Annotated in this window: 12 protein-coding genes; 6 read left to right on the forward strand and 6 right to left on the reverse strand. The window is 64.5% G+C overall.

Features of this window, described 5'->3' with window-relative positions; translation table 11 throughout:
• A partial coding sequence (locus Q0O95_RS02100) for an acetoin reductase (RefSeq protein WP_293694847.1) occupies positions 1-753 on the forward strand: 753 nt, incomplete at its 5' end.
• 75 nt (positions 754-828) lie between these two features.
• Positions 829-1,464 carry a nucleoside triphosphate pyrophosphatase gene (locus tag Q0O95_RS02105; RefSeq protein WP_293694849.1) on the forward strand — a complete coding sequence of 212 codons (636 nt, stop codon included), beginning with the start codon at positions 829-831 and terminating at the stop codon, positions 1,462-1,464.
• Positions 1,465-1,471: 7 nt separating this feature from the next.
• Here the strand turns inward: Q0O95_RS02105 and Q0O95_RS02110 are convergent, their stop codons facing one another.
• Complete coding sequence (locus Q0O95_RS02110; RefSeq protein WP_293694851.1) at positions 1,472-1,831, reverse strand: DoxX family protein; 360 nt, start codon at positions 1,829-1,831, stop codon at positions 1,472-1,474.
• Between the two features lie 63 nt (positions 1,832-1,894).
• Here Q0O95_RS02110 and Q0O95_RS02115 point away from each other — a divergent pair, with 63 nt between their 5' ends.
• Entirely contained in the window at positions 1,895-2,449 is a 555-nt protein-coding gene (locus tag Q0O95_RS02115; protein WP_293694853.1) for a TetR/AcrR family transcriptional regulator, read from the forward strand.
• A gap of 71 nt (positions 2,450-2,520) precedes the next feature.
• Here the strand turns inward: Q0O95_RS02115 and Q0O95_RS02120 are convergent, their stop codons facing one another.
• The 4 genes from Q0O95_RS02120 to mgtE all read right to left on the reverse strand — a co-directional run bounded on the left by Q0O95_RS02120 (position 2,521) and on the right by mgtE (position 8,417).
• Positions 2,521-4,569 carry an ABC transporter ATP-binding protein gene (locus Q0O95_RS02120; RefSeq protein WP_293694854.1) on the reverse strand — a complete coding sequence of 683 codons (2,049 nt, stop codon included), beginning with the start codon at positions 4,567-4,569 and terminating at the stop codon, positions 2,521-2,523.
• 2 nt (positions 4,570-4,571) lie between these two features.
• Positions 4,572-6,290, reverse strand: a complete 1,719-nt coding sequence (locus Q0O95_RS02125) for an ABC transporter ATP-binding protein (RefSeq protein WP_293694856.1) — start codon at positions 6,288-6,290, stop codon at positions 4,572-4,574.
• A 7-nt stretch (positions 6,291-6,297) separates the two neighbouring features.
• Complete coding sequence (locus tag Q0O95_RS02130) at positions 6,298-6,897, reverse strand: TetR/AcrR family transcriptional regulator (RefSeq protein WP_293694858.1); 600 nt, start codon at positions 6,895-6,897, stop codon at positions 6,298-6,300.
• Positions 6,898-7,058: 161 nt separating this feature from the next.
• A complete protein-coding gene (gene mgtE / locus Q0O95_RS02135; RefSeq protein ID WP_293694859.1) occupies positions 7,059-8,417 on the reverse strand; it encodes a magnesium transporter in 1,359 nt (452 codons plus the stop codon).
• Positions 8,418-8,795: 378 nt separating this feature from the next.
• Between mgtE and Q0O95_RS02140 the strand changes: the two genes are divergently transcribed.
• On the forward strand, positions 8,796-10,559 hold the full coding sequence (locus tag Q0O95_RS02140; RefSeq protein WP_293694860.1) for a biotin carboxylase N-terminal domain-containing protein: 1,764 nt from the start codon (positions 8,796-8,798) through the stop codon (positions 10,557-10,559).
• Positions 10,560-10,763: 204 nt separating this feature from the next.
• On the opposite strand, the gene Q0O95_RS02145 is transcribed toward Q0O95_RS02140, so the two are convergent.
• The gene (locus Q0O95_RS02145; protein ID WP_293694862.1) at positions 10,764-12,194 is read right to left on the reverse strand and encodes an NAD(P)H-quinone dehydrogenase; all 1,431 of its coding nucleotides are present in this window, start codon (positions 12,192-12,194) and stop codon (positions 10,764-10,766) included.
• A 28-nt stretch (positions 12,195-12,222) separates the two neighbouring features.
• On the opposite strand from Q0O95_RS02145, the gene Q0O95_RS02150 reads away from it, so the two are divergent.
• Both Q0O95_RS02150 and Q0O95_RS02155 read left to right on the forward strand, forming a co-directional pair.
• Entirely contained in the window at positions 12,223-13,047 is an 825-nt protein-coding gene (locus tag Q0O95_RS02150; protein WP_293694864.1) for a purine-nucleoside phosphorylase, read from the forward strand.
• Positions 13,044-14,669: a phospho-sugar mutase gene (locus Q0O95_RS02155; protein ID WP_293694865.1), complete on the forward strand. Its 1,626-nt coding sequence runs from the start codon at positions 13,044-13,046 to the stop codon at positions 14,667-14,669. Before Q0O95_RS02150 ends, Q0O95_RS02155 begins: the two co-directional genes overlap by 4 nt.
• Positions 14,670-14,703 lie beyond the last annotated feature (34 nt).

Raw genomic sequence — 14,703 nt, forward strand, 5'->3', positions numbered from 1 at the left:
GGAGCCGCTCAGGGCATTGGTCGCGGCATCGCGCTCAAGCTTGCGGAAGACGGTTTCGACATCGGTGTAGCGGACCTCCCCGCACAGGCGGAGACCGCCGAGGAAACGATCTCGGGCATCGAGAAGCTCGGCCGCAAAGCCGTGTTCGTCGGCGTGGACGTATCGAAGAAGGACGACATCGAGCAGGCTGTCGACTCTGTCGCCGACTCGCTCGGCGGGTTCGACGTCATCGTCAACAACGCGGGCATCGCGCAGGTGAAGCCGGTGCTCGAGGTGACGGAGGAGGAACTCAACCAGCTCTTCCCGATCAACGTCAACAGCATCTTCTGGGGCATCCAGGCCGCGGTTCGCAAGTTCGATGAGCTCGGCGTGAAGGGCAAGGTCGTCTCAGCCGCTTCGATCGCAGCCGTCAAGGGATTCCCCATCCTGAGCGCGTACTCCGCTTCGAAGTTCGCCGTTCGGGGGTTGACACAGGCCGCCGCGCAGGAGCTCGCGCCGAAGGGACACACCGTCAACGCCTATGCCCCCGGAATCGTCGGAACCGGCATGTGGGAGCTCATCGACCAACGACTGCACGAGATCAACGGCAAGCCGCTCGGGCAGAATCTTCAGGAGAACGTCGAGTCGATCGCGCTCGGACGCATTGAAACGCCCGAGGACGTCGCAGGGGTCCTCTCCTTCCTGGCAAGTGAGAACTCCAACTACGTCACCGGCCAGACGATCATGGTCGATGGCGGAATGGTCTACAACTAGCCCGATCCGCTGACAGCCAACCGAGAGGGGCCCGGCGTGAGCCGTGGCCCTTCTTCGTGCACGTAGCATGGTCGCATGCGTCTCGTGCTCGCCTCCGCCTCACCCGCTCGTCTCATGCTGCTTCGCCAGGCCGGAATCGAACCGATAGTGCGACCGACGGACGTGGACGAGGATCTGCTGATCGCATCCGCGAAAGCAGAGCACGGAACGCTGACACCCGAGACGTACGTGACGCTGCTGGCGCGCGCGAAGGCGGAGGCCTTCCTGAACACCGAGGCGAGCACCGGATTCACGGGCCTCGTGCTGGGCGGCGATTCTTCCCTGGAGCTCGACGGCGAAATGCTCGGCAAACCGCACACTCCCGAACGCGCCCGCGAGCGCTGGCTGCAGCAGCGGGGCAAGACCGCGGTGCTGCACTCCGGTCACCATGTTCTCCGGGTCGAGAACGGCGAGAGAGTCGGCGCGGATGAGGCCTGGACGTCAACCGAGCTCACGTTCTCGGCAGACATCTCAGAGCCTGAGATCGATGCGTACGTCGCAACCGGAGAGCCGCTTCAAGTCGCGGGCGCTTTCACGATCGATGGCCGAGGCGCCGCCTTCATCGACACGATCACGGGTGACCCGTCAACGGTGATCGGGATGAGCATCCCGGCCGTCCGCCGCCTGGCGCGCAGACTCGACGTGCCCTGGCATGAGCTCTGGGCCCCCTAGCGAAACCTCAGACGAGGAAGCACCAGACGAGCACCGCGATGCAGATGGTCAACATGCCAGTCGCGTTGACGAAGAGATTGCGGCCGAAGTCCCGTGCGCGAATGTGCAGCGAGATCGCGACGATGAAGTAAGCCACGAGGCAGAGACTCGTCAGCAGCCCCAGCCACGGCAGCCAGATACCGATGATCAGCCCCGCTGCGGCCGCCGTCTTGATCGGAGTGAGCATCCACCACCACCGCTTGGGAAACCGCACGTCGTGCAGGCACTGCGCGATGAAGGGCACCGGCTTCCAGCAGATCACGGCATCGAAGAGGCAGATGGCCGCGAGCACAACGACTGGCCACACAGGATCGGGAAGGCCGCTCATGCGAAGAACATACCATACGGTATGGTATGGAAACCAGCATTACCGGAAAGCTAGGAGACACGTATGCCGACGAAAGACGACTGGATCGCCGCCGGTCTCGACGCGCTCGCCGAAGGTGGCGAGAGCGCCATCCGCGTCGATCGACTCGCCGCCAGGCTGGGCGTGACGAAAGGCTCCTTCCACCACCACTTCCGCGGCGCTGCCACGCTGCGGGCAGCAGTACTCGAGAGCTTTCGACAGAGCAGAGAGGAGCTCGCGGAAGCCATAGGGCGCGGCGTCGACGAGATGAACGAGGAGGCGGCTCTCGAACACCTCGCGGCGCTCATTGCGCGTGTGCCAGATGATCGCCTCGACCGCGCCGTCCGATCGTGGGCGCTCGTCGATGAGCGAGCTCGCGCAGTGCAGGACGCCATCGACGCTCAGCAGCTCGCTGCGCTGGAATCGATCTGGCGGCGAATCGTGCCGAGCGAGCACGCACGAACCGCCGCGCTCATCCCCTTCCTGGCACTCGTCGGAGCCAGCGCGACGACCGCCGTCGACCGCGACGACATCGAGGCCGTGCTGCGGATGCTCGCGCAGGAGGCCCGCCACGTGCCGGAGATCGTCGCCAGGCTCTGAACTGCGGACATCAGACGGAAACGGCACGCCGAGCGTTCTCAGCGTGCCGTTTCCGTCTCGGGATGACGGGTTCAGGTCTGCGATTCGCCCTGCACGGGAATCGCGCCCGTCTCCAGCGCTTCCTCGGCGTCGATGTCGACTGCGGCCTGCTCGAACTGCGCGTTCAGCAGACGCCAGTAGGCGCCCTGCGCGTCGACGAGCTGCTCGTGCGAACCCTGCTCGACGATCGAGCCCTGTTCCATGACCAGGATGACGTCCGCATCCCGAATCGTGGAGAGCCGGTGCGCGATCACGAACGACGTCCGGTCGCTCCGCAGCGCCGCCATGGCGTGCTGCAGCAGTGCCTCCGTACGCGTGTCGACAGAGCTCGTGGCCTCGTCGAGGATGAGCACGTTCGGCCTTGCGAGGAAGGCCCGCGCAATCGTCACGAGCTGCTTCTCGCCCTGCGAGAGGTTCGTGGCGTCCTCGTCGATGACGGTCTCGTAACCGTCGGGCAGCGACTGCACGAACCGGTCGACGTACGTCGCCCTGGCAGCTTCGAGAATCTCTTCTTCGGTTGCGTCGGGACGTCCGTAGGCGATGTTGTCGCGGATCGTGCCGCCGAACAGCCAGGTGTCCTGCAGCACCATGCCGGTCTGCGCGCGCAGCGCACTCCTGGTCATGTCTCGCGTATCCATGCCGTCCAGCTTGATGCTCCCACCGTCGATCTCGTAGAACCGCATCAGCAGGTTCACGAGCGTGGTCTTGCCCGCACCCGTTGGCCCGACGATCGCGACGGTTTGGCCCGGCTCGACACTCAACGACAGATCCTCGATGAGGGGCTTATCGGCACTGTACGAGAATCGAACGTGCTCGAAAGTCACACGACCGGCACCCTCCTGCACCTCGTCGGCGCCCGTGTCCTCTTCCTCGTCCTCCGCATCCAGGAGGTCGAACACGCGCTCGGCACTCGCCGCACCCGACATGACCATCGACATGTTCTGGCCGATCTGACTCATGTTCTGCGTGAACTGCTGCGAGTACTGGATGAACGCCTGCACGTCACCGACGAGAATCGACCCCGCGGCGACGAAGAGACCACCGGCGACGGCAACGAATACGTAGCCCAGGTTCCCGACGAAGGTCATGAGCGGGAAGATCAGGCCGGAGACGAACTGCGCTTTGAACGCGGCACCGTAGACACCTTCGTTCTCCTCCTTGAACTTCTCGAGGGTGTCGCGCTCACGGCCGAACACCTTCACCAGCGCATGACCGGTGTACGACTCCTCGACGAGCGAGTTCAGTGCGCCCGTACGACGCCACTGCTGCCTGAACAGCCCCTGCGCCGGCCCCATGACGGCACCCATCACGATGGCCGTCAGCGGCAGCGCGATGAGCGCGATGAGGGCTAGACGCCAGTCGATCCAGAACATCATGATGAGAACACCGATGATCGTCAGAACACCCGTCATGATCGCGCTGAACACCTGCGAAAGAGTCTGACCGATGTTGTCGAGGTCGTTCGTCAGACGGCTCAGCAGTTCACCGCGGTTGGTGGTGTCGTAGTACTGCAGCGGTAGCGTGTGCACCTTGTTCTCGACGTCTTCGCGCAGGCCGCGAATCGACTTCTGCACGACCCTGTTGATCACGAAGCCCTGCAGCCAGTTGAAGAAGCTCGCCGCCGAGTAGAGCAGCAGCACGACCGCGAGGAAGATGCTGAGGCGCTCGAAATCGATACCTGCGCCGGGTTCGAAATTGCGCATGGCCTCGATCATGTTGGCGAAGTCGTCTTCGCCCGACGCGCGCAGACCTTCGACGACCTGCTCCTGCGTCACGCCCGCTGGCATCTGCATCTGGATGAAGCCCTCGACGATCACGTTCGTCGCTTCACCGAGCACACGGGGTGCTGCGACGAGTAGTACGACGCCGATCGACCCGATCGCGATTACCGTCGTCAGCAGCCACTTGAACGGCGCCATCAGACCCAGCAGCCGCTTCACGGTCGGTATCAGGTTCTTCGGCTTACCGGGAGGCGGGCCGCCCCAGTCGCCGTCGGCCGCGCGACCGGCCTCTTCGAGCTCCAGCTCTGCGCGCTCTGCGTCTGTCATTTCCGGCTCTGTGGTTACGTTGTTCTCCGCCATGCTCACGCCTCCACACTCATCTGCGACTCGACGATCTCTCGATACGTCTCGTTGGTCTCCAGCAGTTCCTCGTGCTTGCCGAGCCCGACGACTTCACCGTTGTCGATGACGACGATCCGGTCGGCGTTCTGCACGGTCGTGACGCGCTGCGCGACGACGATCCTGGTCACGTGACCGAGCCGGGCGTCCAGCGCCGCCCGCAGCCGGGCATCCGTCGCCGTGTCGAGCGCTGAGAACGAGTCGTCGAACAGCAGGATGCGCGGCTTGCGCACGAGCGCACGTGCAATGGAAAGCCGTTGCCGCTGGCCGCCCGAGAAGTTCGTGCCGCCCTGGGCGACCCTGGAGTCGATACCCTTCTCGGTCACGAAGCCTTTCGCCTGTGCGATGTCGAGGGCGTTCCACAGCTCCTCGTCGTCGGCGCTTTCGTCGCCGTAGCGGAGATTCGAGGCGACTGTACCCGAGAACAGGTACGGGCGCTGTGGCACGAGCCCGAGTGAAGCCCACACCGCTTCCGTGTCCGCCTCGCGGACGTCGACGCCGCCGACGCGGACGCTGCCGCTCGTGACGTCGAACAGTCGCGCAATGAGGTTGACCATCGTGGTCTTGCCTGCGCCGGTCGAGCCGATGATGGCGACGGTCTCCCCTTCCTCAGCTCTGAAGGAGACGCCCCTCAGAACGGGAGCGTCGGCTCCTGGATATGCGAACGTCACGTTGTCGAACTCGACGGTGCCATCGCGAGGAGCAGCCTCTCCCTCGCCCTGTCGCAGCGAGGGCTCGGTCTCGAGCACCTCGGTGATACGGCGGGCACCGACGGCGGCACGCGGAATCATCATGGTCATGAACGTGACCATGATGACGCCCATCAGGATCATCATGAGGTACTGCAGGAAGATCATCATCGTGCCGATCTCCAACTCGCCGGCTTCGACGAGGTGACCACCGAACCAGATGACGGCAACGCTCGAGATCTCGACGATCAGCATGACCAACGGGAACGCGATCACGAAGAGATTGCCGGTCTTGAGCATCGCCATGTAGACGTCCTCGTTCGCGGCGTCGAAGCGACGCTTCTCACGCGGCTCCTGCACGAAGGCGCGTACGACGCGAATGCCGGTCAGCTGCTCTCGCATGATGCGATTGATGCGGTCGATCTTCTCCTGCAGCGTCGAGAAGATCGGGATGAGGCGGCTCACGATGATCGTCATCACGATGAGCATCACGGGAACCGCGACGCCCACGATCCAGAAGAGCGACGCGTCTGCGCGAAGTGCCATGATGATGCCGCCGATCGACAGCATGGGTGCCGACATCAGCATCGTGCACGACATCAGGACCAGCATCTGCACCTGCTGCACATCGTTCGTATTGCGGGTGATGAGGCTTGCGGAACCGAAGCGCTGCATGTCCTGCTCGCTGAAGCCGGAGGCTCGCGAGAAGATGTCGGCGCGCATGTCGCGCCCTGCGCGCATTGCGACGATCGCTCCGCAGAGAATCGCGAGTGCGTTCGCGATGATCTGCATGAAGCTGAGCACGAGCATCCAGCCGCCGAGGCGCCAGATGACTTCTGTGTTGCCCTGGAGCACGCCGTCGTTCAGGATGTCGCCGTTGATGGTCGGCAGCAGCAGGCTGAGCACCGACTGCGCGAATTGGAAGACGACGACGAGCACGAGCAGCCACCAGTAGGGCTGCGTGTATCGCCATGCGAGTCTGAGAAGTCTCACGTTGCTCCTAGTCGTTTTGGGCGCCGCTTGTGGCGGCGCCGTTGAGGAATATGTCAGCGTAGCTTTCGGCTGAAAGCTTCGGACCCCAGGCCGATCCCTGATCGGAAACCGCTACCGCATACATGCGAAGTATGGCGGCGGCCGCATCCGCTTGGATGCGCAGGTCGTTTGCGTGAGGCGCAAGCGCATCGGTCCAGGGCTCGAGCTCCCGTTCGAACTGTTCAATAGCCTCGTCATTCGGCTTATCCATGAGCGGGCCAAGGGCGTAGAAGAGTTGAAAAGATAGCTGATACTGAGCCGCCGCCTGGCCGATGATGCCGATCACCAGCTCGCGTAGTGTCATCCGCTCGGGATCGATCGTGCGCAGCCACTCGCCGACAGCATCCGGCATAGCCGCGTGCTTGCCCGCAAGAGCACGCAGCAGATCGTCTTTCGTGCCGAAGGCTTTGAACAGTGTGCCCTCTGCCACGCCGGCGGCTTCCGCGAGCTCTTTCGAGGTCACGGCCATACCGCGCTCGATGACAACGTCGAGGACACTGTCGAGAATCTGATCTCGCCGGTCTTCGCGTGAGAGTCGAGCGCCACGGTTCAGAGAAGAGTTTGGCACGCACACAATTTACTTGAGTGAGCGCTCACTCACCAAGCTCGGCCGAACGCGATCGGCGTGTCCGGCGCAATTGTGCGGGTACGTACCGGCACCTCCCAGAACCCACTCACTTCGCTGCCCCGCTCGTGTGCAGATTCAACGCATGACGAACGGGGCCATCTCTAGATCTGCAGCACCAGCTTCGCGATCAGGAAGTACACGACGAGTCCTGTCGCATCCACGAAGGTCGTGATGAACGGGTTCGAGAACACGGCAGGATCCACTCGCAACGCACGGGCGACCATGGGCATGATCCCGCCGATGGTCGCGGCCATCGAGCATACGGCCAATAGCGTGAGCCCGATCACCAATCCGATGCGAGGCTCATAGATCAATGCCGTTATCGATCCACCGAGGATGCCCAGGAGGGAACCGAGCGAGAGCCCGACTCCGAACTCCCGGGCAAGGACCCGGAGCAGATCACGCGGCTGTACATCATCGAGCGCGAGTGCCCTCGTCACCGTAGTGGCGGCCTGGTTACCCGTATTCCCGCCGGTGCCGATGAGCAGCGGCACGAAGAGTGCGAGCACGGTTATCTGCTCCAGTGTTGCCTCGAAGATCGAAAGTACCTGGACCGTGAGTGTCGCACCGACGGCGAGCACGAGCAGCCAAACGATCCGCGAACTCACGAGCGATCGCAGCGGAGTTGCGAAGTACGGCCTGCGCAGTGGCTCGACACCTCCCTGACGGGCGGCGTCCTCCGTCTCCTCGTGCTCGAGAATCCTCACGGCATCGTCGATCGTCAGGATCCCGAGCAGCCTCGACTCCTTATCGACGATCGGCAGAGCAAGGAATCCGTGGTCCGTGCATTTCCTGGCCGCCGATTCGGCCGTCTGATACACCGTCGTGACCTCTGCGTGCTGCATGATCTCGGAGATCATGCGTTCGGACTCCGACCGAAGCAGATCCCGCAGGCTCACGACCCCGATGACCCGGCGGCTATCGTCCAGCACGGGCAGCGTATACACCGTCTCGGCGTCGTCGAGACGTGAGCGCACCCGTTGCAGAGTCGCCCCGACACTGGAATCCGCCCTCGTCGAAATGTACTCGGGGCTCATGCGCCGACCAACCGAACCCTTCGGATAACCGAGCACTTCGGCGGTCAGCTGGCGCTCCTTCTCCGTCAGCCCCTGCAGGAGCAGAGGAGCGAGCCCGGCTGGCAGTTCATCCAGCAGCCAGACGCGGTCGTCGGGATCGAGGTCGGCGAAGATCGACGCGACCTCGACGTCTCGCAACGATCCGATCAAGTCGCTCTGCATGCCCGGGGAGAGCTTCTCGAATACATCGACGGCTCGGTCCTTCGGCAGAAGCCGGTAGACGATGGCGCGTTCGTGCATCGGCAATCGTTCGAGCAGGGAGGTCAACTGCTCCGCGGATGCGGGAGTGACGGCATCGATGATCGCCGCGAAATCCTTCTCATCGATCAGCGGCTGAATTGCTTCGGAGAGGTCGATGACCTCAGCGATCTGCTTGGCGTTCATGGCTTGGTCCTTTACGCAGAGGAGCTGCGCCTAGCCGAGCGATAGGGCTCGGTCGGCACGGGAGAAGAACCACGCCCGCTGGTGCGCTACAACTCGAAGACCTGGAAAGGCACCGGGCCGAGTAAGGAGTCGTGCCGCAGGGAGGGCGCGGTGCACGATCGATGACTGGAACTGTCACTGTTCACGGACCCTCACCTCACTTTCAAGACTCGGCGGTGCTGCCAACGGACAAGCTTACCCCTTCACGCATCAACTCAACCTCTGGGCACGCTCGGAGACTCCGTTGTGCGCGTTCTCTGGCGGATTTCAACAGGAGAATCGCGAATTCGATGGAGGTTTGATGCAAGAACGTACCGAGGCGGTTTAGGATTTGGAGCTATGCCCCGAATTTCCAAGGTGCTCATCGCCAACCGCGGTGAGATCGCAGTCCGAGTCGTCAGAGCCGCAAAAGATGCCGGAATCGCCTCGGTCGCCATTTACGCAGACCCGGACCGCGACGCGCAGCACGTTCGCCTCGCCGACGAGGCCTACGGCCTGCACGGCAAGACGAGCGCCGAGACGTACCTCGTGGTCGACAAGATTCTGTCGATCGCGCGCCGGTCGGGAGCGGATGCCGTGCACCCCGGCTACGGGTTCCTTGCCGAGAACGCCGCTTTCGCGCAAGCCGTCATCGATGCCGGTCTCGTCTGGATCGGCCCCAGCCCCGCCGCGATCGACGCACTGGGCGACAAGGTGAAAGCGCGACACATCGCCGAGAAGGTCGGGGCACCCCTTGCACCGGGCACGCTGAACCCTGTCGAGACCGCAGACGAGGTGCTCGAATTCGTCGACGAGCACGGCCTCCCCGTCGCGATCAAAGCCGCGTTCGGTGGCGGCGGACGCGGCCTCAAAGTCGCCCGTACGCGCGACGAGGTCGCTCAGCAGTTCGACTCGGCGACACGCGAGGCCATTTCCGCGTTCGGTCGCGGCGAGTGCTTCGTCGAGAAATACCTCGACAAACCCCGTCACGTCGAGACCCAGTGTCTCGCCGACGCGCACGGCAACGTCGTCGTGGTCTCCACCCGCGACTGTTCGCTGCAGCGACGTCACCAGAAGCTCGTGGAAGAGGCGCCGGCGCCCTTCCTGACGGACGAGCAGCTCGACCGGCTCTACACCTCTTCGAAAGCGATCATGCGGGAGGCCGGCTACGTGGGAGCAGGCACCTGCGAGTTCCTGATCGGCGCGGACGGCACCGTCTCGTTCCTGGAAGTCAACACACGACTGCAGGTCGAGCATCCCGTCTCCGAGGAAGTCACGGGCATCGATCTCGTCCGCGAGCAGTTCCGCCTCGCGGAGGGCGAAGAGCTCGGCTACGACGACCCCGAGATCCGCGGTCACTCGTTCGAGTTCAGGATGAACGGTGAGGATGCGGGCCGCGGCTTCCTGCCCATGCCCGGCCCGATCTCGGTCTTCCGAACCCCTTCCGGCCCCGGCGTACGCGTCGACTCCGGCGTTGTCGCCGGCGATGTCATCGGCGGCAACTTCGACTCGATGATGGCGAAGCTCATCGTGACCGGCCGCACGCGCGAGGAGGCGCTCGACCGCTCGCGCCGAGCCCTGGCGGAGTTCCAGATCGAGGGCCTCCCGACCGTGCTACCCTTCCACAAGCTCATCGTCGATGACCCCGCGTTCACGGCGGCAGACGGCGATTTCCGCGTCTATACCTCCTGGATCGAAACCGAGTGGACGGGCGAGGTCTCCCCGTGGGAGGGCGAGCCCGGCGACCTGGGCACGCCCGAAGAACGCCGCACCGTCGTGGTCGAAGCCGACGGCAAGCGTGTCGAGGTCTCAATGCCGCGCAGGCTCTTCAGCGAGACCAAGGACGCACGTGGACCCGCGCCTCGCCGCAACAAGGCGACCGCAGCATCCGGCGCATCCAGCGGCATCGTGACGAGCCCCATGCAGGCGACCGTCGTGAAGTGCGAGGTCGAGCCCGGCCAGCGTGTTGTCGCAGGCGACCTCCTGCTCGTGCTGGAAGCCATGAAGATGGAGCAGCCGATTCAGTCGGCCGTCACCGGCACCGTCGAAGAAGTGGCTGCTCCCGTCGGCGGCACTGTCTCATCCGGTCACACGCTGCTTCGGATCGCGCCCGACGCTGCGTAGGTCGACCCACGACGAAGAGTAGCCACGACGGGGTTCGGCATCCGGTGCCACTTCCCACCTCGCTGCCCGATCACGAACCAAAATTCAGCAATCGACCCCATCTCAGAAATCAACTTCTCGGTCGCTGGGCGACGACACGCCGGCAGAAAGCCGTCTCGTCGCCAGGCGACCGAGAAGTTGGCGAGACGGATGGGCGGAAGACGGCTACTCGACGATGCGGTGCAGGGCACGCGCCGCGTCGGCGATGGAGCCGGTGAGCGACGGATAGACGGGGAACGTCTTCGCGACCATGTCTACTGTGAGACGGTTCTCGAACGCGATGGCTAGCGGGTAGATCAATTCGCTCGCCTTGGGTGAGACGATGACGCCGCCGATGACGGTGCCCGAGCCCTTGCGTGCGAAGAGCTTGACGAAGCCGTCCTCTATGCCCATCATCTTCGCGCGCGGATTCTGCGCAAGGTGCACGACGTGGATATCGCCGGACGCGATGCCTTCTTCGATGTCTTTCTGCATCCATCCGACCGTTGCGATCTCCGGCTGCGTGAAGATGTTGCTCGTGACTGCGCGTAGGCTGATCGGGTTCACGGCATCACCCATCGAGTGGTACATCGCAGTACGGCCCTGCATCGACGCCACGGATGCGAGGGGCAGCACGTTCGAGCAGTCGCCGACGGCGTAGATGTTCGGGCGATTGGTGCGCGCGACACGGTTGACTTCGATGTGCCCGCTCCCGGTCACCTTGACGCCGGCGGATTCGAGGCCGATGCCCTCCGTGTTCGGCACCGAACCGACGGCCATGAGGCAGTGGGAGCCTTCGACCGTGCTGCCGTCCGTGAGCGTCACCACGACGCCGTCCTCCGTGCGCTCCACGCTCTCGGCACGCGACTTCGACATCACGTTCATGCCCTGCCGCTTGAAGACTTCCTCGATCACGGTCGCTGCGTCGGCGTCTTCCCCCGGCAGCACGCGATCACGAGACGAAACCAGCGTCACCTTCGCGCCGATGTGCGAGTAGGCGCTGGCGAACTCCGCACCCGTAACGCCGGAGCCGACGACGATGAGGTGCTCGGGCGTCTTCTCGAGCCCGTACAGCTGCTTCCATGTCAGGATGCGCTCGCCGTCGGGCATCGCGGACGGCAGCATCCGCGGGCTCGCGCCAACGGACACGATGATCGTGTCGGGCTCGAACTCGTCGAAATCGGTGCCGTCCGGCGCGGTCGAGACGACAACGCGCCGGTCGTCCTCGAGGCGTCCGTGGCCCTGCACGATCGTGACCCCGGCGGCCTGGAGTTCGGTCTTCATGTCCTCAGACTGCTGGGCAGCGAGCGACAGCAGGCGCTGGTTCACAGCACGCAGGTTCACCGCGACCTCGGGCTTGTGCGCGCGCCCGGCATCCCCACGGACGAAGAACTGCACACCGAGGGCGTTCGCATCCCGAATCGCCGCTGCGCTCTCCGCGGTCGCGATGAGCGATTTCGAGGGAACAACGTCGGTCAAGACCGCTGATCCTCCTACGCCTACTCGCTCGATGAGCGTGACGTCGGCTCCGAGCTGCGCGCCCGCTAGGGCCGCTTCCGCTCCGCCGGGTCCTCCGCCGATGACAACTACCTTTTGGGCGCCTTGGGTTCCGTTCACACATCCATTTTGCCGTACGTTAGGGGGCATGGCTTCCAGAAAAGACGAGAACCCGTTCGCACTGGCGCAGCGGGCAGCAAAAGACATCGCCAATCTCACCGGTGTCACGGAGCACGACATCGCTCTGACGCTCGGATCCGGCTGGGCGCAGGCTGCCGATCTCATCGGTGAGACGACGCACGAATTCGATGCGACGGCAGTGACCGGATTCTCGAAACCAGCGCTCGCGGGGCACGTCGGCACGATCCGCTCCATCCTGATCCCGGATGGCCGCCGCGCGCTGGTCATCGGCGCTCGCACGCACTACTACGAGGGTCGCGGGGTACGCTCCGTCGTGCATTCCGTCCGCACGGCAGCAGCGACCGGAGCGAAGATCATGATTCTCACGAACGGAGCGGGCGGCATCAAACGCCACTGGCGGCCAGGACAGCCGGTACTCATCAGCGATCACATCAACCTGACAGCGAATTCGCCGCTCGAAGGGGCTACGTTCGTCGACCTCACCGACCTGTACTCGGCGAGGCTGCGGTCGATCGCACGCGAAGTCGATCCGTCGCTCGACGAAGGCGTGTACGTCCAGTTCCGCGGCCCCCACTACGAGACACCGGCCGAGGTGAATATGGCCGAGAAGATCGGTGGCGACATCGTGGGCATGTCGACCTCGCTCGAGGCGATCGCCGCCCGCGAAGCCGGCATGGAGATCCTCGGGCTGAGCCTCATTACGAACCTCGCAGCCGGCATTCAGGAGACACCGCTTTCGCACGCGGAGGTCGTCGAGGCCGGCAAAGAAGCCGAGTCGGTGATCTCGAAACTGCTCGCGGATGTCGTCGAAGCCATCGGAACACGCGCATGACCCTCATCGACACCGCGAAGGCGTGGCTCGCTCAAGATCCCGACGACGCGACCCGCGTGGAACTCGAGCGGCACATCGCCGCTGCAGAGCGCGGGGATGCGGTAGCGCTCGAAGCCGCTTTCGCTGGCCCCCTCGAGTTCGGGACAGCTGGCCTGCGCGGCCAGCTCGGGTCGGGCCCCGCCAGGATGAATCGCGTCTCGGTCGGCCAGGCCGCAGCGGGGCTCGCGGCATTCCTGTTGAGCCGTGAAGAGCATCCCAGTGTCGTGATCGGCTTTGACGGCCGCGAGAATTCGGACGTCTTCGCCCGCGACACGGCCGAGATCATGGCAGGAGCGGGCGTGCGCGCAATGCTGCTGCCGACGCTCTCGCCGACTCCCGTGACGGCGTTCGCGGTGCGGGAACTCGACGCTTCAGCGGGCGTCATGGTCACCGCGAGCCACAACCCGCCGCGCGACAACGGCTTCAAGGTGTATCTGGGCGGCGAGGATGCCGGCAGCCAGATCGTCTCCCCCGTAGACGCGCAGATCGCGGCGCAGATCGCGGCCATAGCAGCCTCGACGACGTTCTCCGAGTTGCCGAAGGGCACGTTCGAGACGCTCGACGAAAGCGTCCACGATCGTTACATCTCCGCGACCGCCGGGCTCGGCGAGCAGCGCGAGAGCAGCACCGTCGTCTATACGGCGATGCACGGCGTCGGGTGGGCGACGGTCGAGCGCGTGGTCGAGGAAGCGGGTTTCGCACCGCTCGTGCCGGTCGAGGCGCAGCAGCACCCGGATGCGAAGTTCCCGACCGTCGACTTCCCGAACCCGGAGGAGCCGGGTGCGCTCGATCTGGCGATCGCAACGGCGGATCGCGTCGGCGCCAAGCTCATCATCGCCAACGACCCCGACGCGGATCGGCTGTCGATCTGCGTGCCCGTCGACGGCGGTTGGCAGCAGCTCACCGGCAACGAGGTAGGGCTCGTCCTCGGCTGGGATGCCGCCCATCGTGCTCGCGAGGAGGGCACAGAGGGCACACTGGCAGCGTCCATCGTCTCTTCACCTGGGCTCGAGGCGATCGCCAAGCACTTCGATCTCGGATACGCATCCACGCTCACCGGCTTCAAGTGGGTCTCGCGCGTCGAGGGCCTCATCTACGGTTACGAGGAGGCGCTCGGCTACCTCGTCAACCCGGAGACCGTGCGCGATAAGGACGGCATCTCGGCGCTCGTGCGCATCCTCTCGATCCACAGCGCGCTGCGTGCTGAAGGGCTGACGCTGCTGGACATGCTCGCTGCCATCACCGACGCTGTCGGCGCCTTCGCCTCCGGTCAGGTCTCCGTGCGCGTGACGGATCTCGCGCGCATTCCGGCGATGATGGAGAGTCTCCGCACGGCACCGCCGCAGGAGCTCGGCGGCGTCGCCGTCACCGCGGCCGACGATCTGCGGCAGCCGGAGCACGGCAGCATCGGCAACATCCTGCGGCTGACGCTCGCGGACGGCTCACGCGTCATGGTGCGACCGAGCGGGACAGAACCGAAGGTGAAGGCCTACATCGATACCTTCAATGCCGACGGGGATGCGGATGCAGCACGCGCGCAGGTGGGCGTCTACGCGGATGCGCTGCGGCAGTTGATCGTCTAGCCCCGGCCGGCTTCGTTACTAGATTTGCACGATT

It is taken from the genome of uncultured Agrococcus sp. (genome assembly GCF_945915485.1).
In the GTDB taxonomy this organism is placed as follows: domain Bacteria; phylum Actinomycetota; class Actinomycetes; order Actinomycetales; family Microbacteriaceae; genus Agrococcus.

Coding starts and splice junctions, on each gene's coding strand:
- Q0O95_RS02115 (WP_293694853.1), top strand. CDS start 1,895: ATGCCGACGAAAGACGACTGGATCGCCGCCGGTCTCGACGCGCTCGCC.
- Q0O95_RS02105 (WP_293694849.1), top strand. CDS start 829: ATGCGTCTCGTGCTCGCCTCCGCCTCACCCGCTCGTCTCATGCTGCTT.
- Q0O95_RS02150 (WP_293694864.1), top strand. CDS start 12,223: ATGGCTTCCAGAAAAGACGAGAACCCGTTCGCACTGGCGCAGCGGGCA.
- Q0O95_RS02110 (WP_293694851.1), bottom strand. CDS start 1,831: ATGAGCGGCCTTCCCGATCCTGTGTGGCCAGTCGTTGTGCTCGCGGCC.
- Q0O95_RS02120 (WP_293694854.1), bottom strand. CDS start 4,569: ATGGCGGAGAACAACGTAACCACAGAGCCGGAAATGACAGACGCAGAG.
- Q0O95_RS02155 (WP_293694865.1), top strand. CDS start 13,044: ATGACCCTCATCGACACCGCGAAGGCGTGGCTCGCTCAAGATCCCGAC.
- Q0O95_RS02140 (WP_293694860.1), top strand. CDS start 8,796: ATGCCCCGAATTTCCAAGGTGCTCATCGCCAACCGCGGTGAGATCGCA.
- mgtE (WP_293694859.1), bottom strand. CDS start 8,417: ATGAACGCCAAGCAGATCGCTGAGGTCATCGACCTCTCCGAAGCAATT.